Source organism: Roseateles sp. (assembly GCF_052436255.1).
GTDB lineage: Bacteria > Pseudomonadota > Gammaproteobacteria > Burkholderiales > Burkholderiaceae_C > Pelomonas.
Genome location: NZ_JBQVNP010000208.1, coordinates 1 through 6,496, shown reverse-complemented (window position 1 = coordinate 6,496; position 6,496 = coordinate 1). Strand labels below are relative to the sequence as shown.

5 protein-coding genes are annotated in these 6,496 nt (G+C 69.0%); 4 read left to right on the top strand and 1 reads right to left on the bottom strand.

The window, feature by feature from the left end; translation table 11 throughout:
• Nucleotides 1–171: 171 nt before the first annotated feature.
• Genes urtB through urtE form a run of 4 tightly spaced genes read left to right on the top strand, consistent with a single transcriptional unit; the run spans nucleotide 172 to nucleotide 4,286 of the window.
• Entirely contained in the window at nucleotides 172–1,713 is a 1,542-nt protein-coding gene (gene urtB / locus ACT6S0_RS25660; protein ID WP_444766567.1) for an urea ABC transporter permease subunit UrtB, read from the top strand.
• Nucleotides 1,710–2,756, top strand: coding sequence for an urea ABC transporter permease subunit UrtC (gene urtC / locus ACT6S0_RS25655; RefSeq protein ID WP_444766566.1), 1,047 nt, complete (start codon nucleotides 1,710–1,712; stop codon nucleotides 2,754–2,756). The genes urtB and urtC overlap by 4 nt, the downstream gene beginning before the upstream one ends.
• Nucleotides 2,753–3,586, top strand: coding sequence for an urea ABC transporter ATP-binding protein UrtD (gene urtD / locus ACT6S0_RS25650; RefSeq protein WP_444766565.1), 834 nt, complete (start codon nucleotides 2,753–2,755; stop codon nucleotides 3,584–3,586). The genes urtC and urtD overlap by 4 nt, the downstream gene beginning before the upstream one ends.
• A gap of 7 nt (nucleotides 3,587–3,593) precedes the next feature.
• On the top strand, nucleotides 3,594–4,286 hold the full coding sequence (gene urtE / locus ACT6S0_RS25645; protein ID WP_444766568.1) for an urea ABC transporter ATP-binding subunit UrtE: 693 nt from the start codon (nucleotides 3,594–3,596) through the stop codon (nucleotides 4,284–4,286).
• 75 nt (nucleotides 4,287–4,361) lie between these two features.
• Here the strand turns inward: urtE and ACT6S0_RS25640 are convergent, their stop codons facing one another.
• A complete protein-coding gene (locus tag ACT6S0_RS25640; protein WP_444766564.1) occupies nucleotides 4,362–6,254 on the bottom strand; it encodes a hypothetical protein in 1,893 nt (630 codons plus the stop codon).
• Between the last annotated feature and the right edge of the window lie 242 nt (nucleotides 6,255–6,496).

Sequence of the window (6,496 nt, the reverse complement as noted above, 5' to 3'; positions counted from 1 at the left end):
CCTCTACCCCCGAGAACATGCGCAATAATCACTAGCCCACGAACTAAGCGGGCCTTCCCGCCGCGCTGCTGGGGCGGTTCGGCGCCGCGGCTCGGCGCCTGCCGATCCGCGGCTGCCCCACAGCATGGGTGCGGGTTGCGCACCTGACGGCTTTCGTTCGCTTGGATCTGCATGATCAGACGACTTGTTCTTGGATGGTTGCTCGTGCTTTGCGTGGTGCCGACCTGGGCCTTGCCGCCCGAGGTGGCGGCGCGCATCGCGGCAGGCGAAGGCGATGAGCGCGTCGCCGCTTTGCAGCAGGCGCTCGCGGCCGGTGATGAATCGCTCGGGCCCTTCCTGCGCGCCTTGCAGGACGGCCGTGTGCGGCTCAAGGGCGGGCAGGCGCTGGTCATCGCCGAAGGCGCCGAGGCACCGCCCGAAGCCGAGGAACCGATGCTGAACAACCGCATGCGCCGCGAGATTGACTCCGCGCTGGCGGGGCTGGACCTGCTGTCCGCCGACCGCGCGATACGCGCCAAGGCGCTGGCCACGCTGCGCGACGATGCCGACGCGTCCAAGCTGCCGCTGCTGGAGAAGGCGCTGGCGGCCGAGACGGACAGCGACCTGCGCAGCAAGCTCGGTGCCCTGGTCGCCGGCGCCAAGCTCTCCTCCACCGACGCCGCGCAGCGCCGCACCGCCGCGCTTGAACTGGCCGGCAGCGCCGACCCTGCCACCCGCGCCCTGCTGCTGGAACGCCTGGGCAGTGAGACCGACGCTGAGGCCAAGGCCGCCATGAAGAAGGCCGTCGACGCCATCGGCGACCGCCTCGCCTGGGGTGAGCGCGCCCAGTTGCTTTTCTCCGGCCTGAGCCTGGGCTCGGTGCTCTTGCTTGTGGCGTTAGGCCTGGCGATCACCTACGGCCTGATGGGCGTCATCAACATGGCCCACGGCGAGCTGCTGATGGTCGGCGCCTATGCCACCTACCTGGTGCAACAGGGCTTTCGCGCCTGGGCACCGGCCGCCTTCGACTACTACCTTTGGCTGGCGCTGCCGGCGAGCTTCCTGGCTGCGGCCCTGGTCGGCGCGGCGATGGAGCGCACGGTGATCCGCTGGCTCTACGGCCGGCCGCTGGAAACGCTGCTGGCCACCTGGGGCATCTCGCTGGTGCTGATGCAGACCGTGCGCACGCTGTTCGGCGCGCAGAACGTGGCCGTCGAGAACCCCGGCTGGCTGTCTGGCGGCTGGGCGCTGCTGCCCAACCTGACGCTGCCCTACAACCGCCTGGCCATCCTTGCTTTCGCGGCCCTGGTGCTGGTCGGCATGGCGTTGCTGCTGGCCAGGACGCGCCTGGGCCTGATGGTGCGCGGCGTCACGCAGAACCGCCGCATGGCGGCCTGCGTGGGTGTCAACACGGCCCAGGTCGACACGATGGCCTTCGCGCTCGGCTCGGGCATCGCCGGGCTGGCGGGCTGCGCTTTGAGCCAGATCGGCAACGTCGGCCCCGACCTGGGCCAGAGCTACATCGTCGACGCCTTCATGGTGGTCGTGCTCGGCGGTGTCGGCCAGCTGGCCGGCACCGTCTACGCCGGCCTGGGCCTGGGCGTGCTGTCCAAGCTGCTGGAAGGCTGGCAGGGCGCCGTGCTCGCCAAGATCGCCCTGCTGTTGCTGCTCGTGCTTGTCATCCAGAAGAAACCGCAAGGCCTGTTCGCCCTCAAGGGCCGGAGCGTCGAATGAAGCGCGCTGCACTCATCGCCATTGCGATCACGCTGCTGCTCGCGCCGCTGCTGCACCTGGCCTTCCCGCCCGGCCACGCGCTGCACCTGAGCGAGTTCTACGTCGGCCTGCTCGGCAAGTTCCTGTGCTTTGCCATTTGTGCCCTGGCCTTGGACCTGATCTGGGGTTTCGGCGGCATCCTGTCGCTGGGCCATGGGCTGTTCTTTGCCCTCGGCGGCTATGGCATGGGCATGTATCTGATGCGCCAGATCGGCCGCGAAGGCCAGTACCAGTCGGACCTGCCGGACTTCATGGTCTTCCTGAACTGGAAGGAACTGCCCTGGCACTGGGCCCTCAGCGATTCGCTCGTGGGTCAGTTGATCCTGGCGTTAGCGGTGCCCGGCCTGCTCGCGGCCGTGTTCGGCTACTTCGCCTTCCGCTCGCGCATCCAGGGCGTGTACTTCTCCATCATCACGCAGGCGCTGACGGTGGCGGCCATGCTGCTGTTCTTCCGCAATGAGACCGGCTTTGGCGGCAACAACGGCTTCACCGACTTCAAGCGCATCGCCGGCATGCCGCTGAACACGCCGGGCATGAAGGTCGGCCTGTGCGTGGCCAGCGGTGTCGCGCTGATCGCCTGCTACCTCGTCGCCCGCGCGCTGACGCAAAGCCGCTGGGGTCGCATCCTGCAGGCCATTCGCGACGCCGAGGGCCGCGTGCGCTTCCTGGGCTATGACCCGGTCGCCTTCAAGCTCAGCGCCTATGTCATCTCAGCCATGATGTGCGCGCTGGCCGGCATCCTGTATGTGCCCCAGGTCGGCATCATCAACCCGGGTGAGATGAGCCCGGCGGCCAGCATCGAGATGGCCATCTGGGCGGCCGTCGGCGGCCGCGGCACGCTGATCGGGCCGGTCATCGGCGCCTTCTTCGTCAACGGCACCAAGTCGGTCTTCACGGCCGTCTGGCCCGAGGGCTGGCTCTACATCCTGGGCGGGCTCTTCATCGCCGTGACGCTGTTCCTGCCGCAGGGCCTGATGGGGCTGGCGAAGAGGTTCAAACGATGACTCCAGAGCTTCTCGAAGCCGGTGCCGAGGCGCGTGCGCGCGCCTTCACGCGCATCGCGACCGCCGGTGAGCCGGTCTTCAACCAGGGCGTGGCCCTGTACGTCGAAGACCTCAAGGTCGCCTTCGACGGCTTCCAGGCGCTGGGCGGCCTGAGCTTCACCGTCGGCGTGGGCGAGCTGCGCTGCGTCATCGGCCCCAACGGCGCCGGCAAGACGACGACGATGGACTGCCTGACCGGCAAGACGCGGCCCGACAGCGGGCGCATCTACTTCGGCAGCAACCTGAACCTGCGCCTGATGAACGAACAGCAGATCGCCCGCGCGGGCATCGGCCGCAAGTTCCAGAAGCCGACGGTGTTCGAGGCGCTGACAGTGGCCGAGAACCTGGAGCTCGCGCTGGCCGGCGACCGCCGCGCGCGCTTTGCGATGCGCGCCAGGCTCAACGGCGAGCAGCGTGACCGGCTGGGCGACCTGCTCAAAACCGTGCACCTCGCCGAAGAGCGCGACCGCGTCGCCGGCCTGCTCAGCCACGGCCAGAAGCAGTGGCTGGAGATCGGCATGCTGCTGGCCCAGGACCCCAAGCTGCTGCTGCTCGACGAGCCCGTCGCCGGCATGACCGACGAGGAGACCGAGCGCACCGCCGAGCTCTTCCTGAGCCTGGAGGGCAAGCATTCGCTGGTGGTGGTCGAGCACGACATGAACTTCGTCGCCGCGCTGGCCGGTGCGCATCGCACGGTCACGGTTCTGCATGAAGGCAAGACGCTGGCCGAGGGCACCATGGCTGCCGTGCAGTCCGACGAGAAGGTGATCGAGGTGTACCTTGGCCGATAACGCAGACATCCTCAAGGTCCAGGACCTGCACAAGCACTACGGCGGCTCGCACATCCTGCGCGGCCTGAGCTTTGACCTCAAGCCCGGCGAGATCACCGTCGTGCTGGGCCGCAACGGCGTCGGCAAGACCACGCTGCTGAAAAGTCTGATGGGCGTCGTGCCTGTCACCTCCGGCAGCATCGCGCTGGCCGGCGAGAACATCAACAAGCTCAAGACTCACCAGCGCGTGCGGGCCGGCCTGGGGTATGTGCCGCAGGGGCGCGAGATCTTCGGCCGACTGACGGTCATGGAGAACCTGCAGATGGGCCTGTCCAGCCAACCCGCTGGCACGTCGCTGCCCAAGGCGTTGTTCGAGCTGTTCCCGGTACTCGACAAGATGCGCTCACGCCGCGGTGGCGACCTCTCCGGCGGCCAGCAACAGCAGCTCGCCATCGCCCGCGCACTCGCGCCCGGCCCGAAGGTGCTGCTGCTGGACGAGCCCACCGAAGGCATCCAGCCCAACGTCATCCAGGACATCGGCCGCGTCATCAAGCACCTGGCCCACGACAAGGGCCTGTCGGTGGTGCTGGTGGAGCAGTTCTACGACTTCGCCGAGGAGCTGGCCGACCAGTATTTGCTGATGCAGCGCGGCGAGATCGTCATGCGCGGTCGCGGCGCTGACATGAAGGCGGATGGCGTGCGGGAGCGGCTGGCGATCTGACGCTCGTTGTCACGGCCGAACTGGCCTTGCAGGCTGAGGGCGCCGTGTGTCTTCCTGGTGCTGCGCCGTGTCAGGTCAACTGGTGGTGGCGCGCAGACGGCGGCGGCACCACGGCAGTGCGGCCAGGCCCAGCAGCAGCAGCGCCGACGACCGGGGCTCGGGCACCGGGCTGATGCTGATGCGGCCACTGCTCACCAGCTGCGAGCTGTCCAGGCGCCAGGGCTGCAGGCCCTCGACGGTGATGCTGCTGAAGTTGCCGGTGATTTCCGGAACTCCGAGCAGCTGCCAACTCATCGCTGCGAGCGGGTCCAGGCCGCTGAAGCGCAGGTGCAGGCTGCCGGCGGCGTCAAGTCGGGTCAGGCCGATGAGCTGGTCGCTTGTCCAGCCCGTCGAGCCTGCGGCGATGTCCAGGGTCAGGCGGCTGTCGTGGCTCAGCGACAGCGTGCTGCCGGGGCCGAAGCGCAGGCTGCCGATGCCGGCGCCCAGCATCGCCCCGGGGCTGAGTTCGCCCTGCAGGTGCAGGCGGCCCATGAAGCTGCCCTCGCCGCTGAGACTGCCGACCAGGCTCAGGTCACCCATGCTGCCAAAGAGACTCCAGGCCAGCATGCTGCCGTTGTTGACCAGCGGGCCGCGCAGCGTGGCGCGCCGGCCGATGTGCATCGTCTGGCCCTGCGCCAGCAGCATGCCGTTCGGCGCGGCCAGCTCGCTGTCGGTGCTCAGGTTCACGCGCGGGCCGAGGCCAGCGGGGTCCAGGCTGTCGAGCTGCACGCTGGCGCCCGAGGCAATGCTCAGCGTGCCCGCCAGGCCCACGGCACCGGCCTGTGACGCATCGCCAATGCGCAGCAGGCCGCCGCTGGCGTTGATGGTGGTGGCGCCGGCCACCCGGCCCAGCCACCGGCCGTGGCCGCTCACGACCGGTACCTGGCCGCCGAGCACGCCGGCCTTCAGCACGCCATCGGCCAGGCGCAGCTCGGGCGTGGTGAGCAGGCTCTTGCCGGTCATGGACAGGGTCTGCCCGGCGGCCACCGTCAGTGCGCCGTTCACTTTCAGGAAGCGGTCGTGGTCCAGCGTGATGGCCGGGCCCAGTGCGCCCAGCTCCAGCGCGCCCCGGGCCTGCACCGTGCCGCGTTGCCAGTCCAGCGTGCCGTTGCCGCTGCGGGCGAAGCTGTTGAAGCTCAGGTCGGCGCCCGACAGCGTGAGGCGGCCGTTCTGGGCGATGACCAGCCTATCGGCGTCGATGTGGGCGGATTTCTGCAGCTCCACCCGGGGACTCTTGTTGCCGCCGCCAATGCTCAGCGTGCCGCCGCTCGTCCAGGTGCTGCGCACCAGCTGCATGCGGCCGTCCTCCCAACCACCGGTGATGGCGGCGCCGTTCGGCGTGGCGAGCTGGCTGTAGGTGAGATTGAGGGCCACGCCCCGGCCGTAGTCCTGGTTCATCACCTCGCGCTTGAGCAGGAAGGTCCCGGCGACGGTGGCGTTGATGTCGATGAGGTCGAGGCGGTTGCCGACCTGGTTGGCCAGTTGCAGGTCGATGCCGGCGCTGCCGCCGTTCCAGGTCTGCGAGCCGAGGGCGGTGCCTTGCAATGTGGCCTGGATGGTTTGCCGCGCGCTGCTGCCGTTGTAGAGGCTGCCCATGAGCTGGATGCGGTTGCCGCTGATCGTGTAGGCCGTCAGGTCGCTGAAGCTGATGCTGTTGGCCGTGAAGCCGGTGGCAGCGTTGACGAGGGCGGTGGACCCGCTGGTGTGGCGAAAACCGAGGTCGTCGGAAGCATGCAGCGGGGCGCTCCAGTTGGCGTCCAGGTCAAGGCGGTTCCTCGGCACGTCGATCGAGCCCTTGCTGCCGCCGGTCCACCAGACGCGGGGTGTCGGCGGCGACGGGTTGCCGGGAATCTCGTCGATGAGGGCGTGGCCCGGCGTGGCTGCAGCCAGGGCGGCGCACAGGGCGGCCAGGGTGTTGAGTTTGAACATCGGTCCTCTCCTGCATGGGCAATTGCGCGGGCGGCGTGCCCGCCTTGCTCCCTTCACGGGAAAAATCCAGGCCACCTGTCAGCGGCACGGCGGGCCCCCCTTGTTTGAAGGGTCAGGCTGGTCGCAAAGGGTGCCCGGGCGGCAGCAGCCGCGTGCGCGTGGCGGCGGCCGCGGCGATCAGCGGCGCGGCCTCCGCGTCGCGCCGCCGGGTCAGCAGCCATTGGCCAAACGCGGCCTGGGCC

Excerpts from the sequence above, each read along its gene's own strand:
- urtB (WP_444766567.1), top strand. The coding sequence starts at position 172 with ATGATCAGACGACTTGTTCTTGGATGGTTGCTCGTGCTTTGCGTGGTG.
- ACT6S0_RS25640 (WP_444766564.1), bottom strand. The coding sequence starts at position 6,254 with ATGTTCAAACTCAACACCCTGGCCGCCCTGTGCGCCGCCCTGGCTGCA.
- urtC (WP_444766566.1), top strand. The coding sequence starts at position 1,710 with ATGAAGCGCGCTGCACTCATCGCCATTGCGATCACGCTGCTGCTCGCG.
- urtD (WP_444766565.1), top strand. The coding sequence starts at position 2,753 with ATGACTCCAGAGCTTCTCGAAGCCGGTGCCGAGGCGCGTGCGCGCGCC.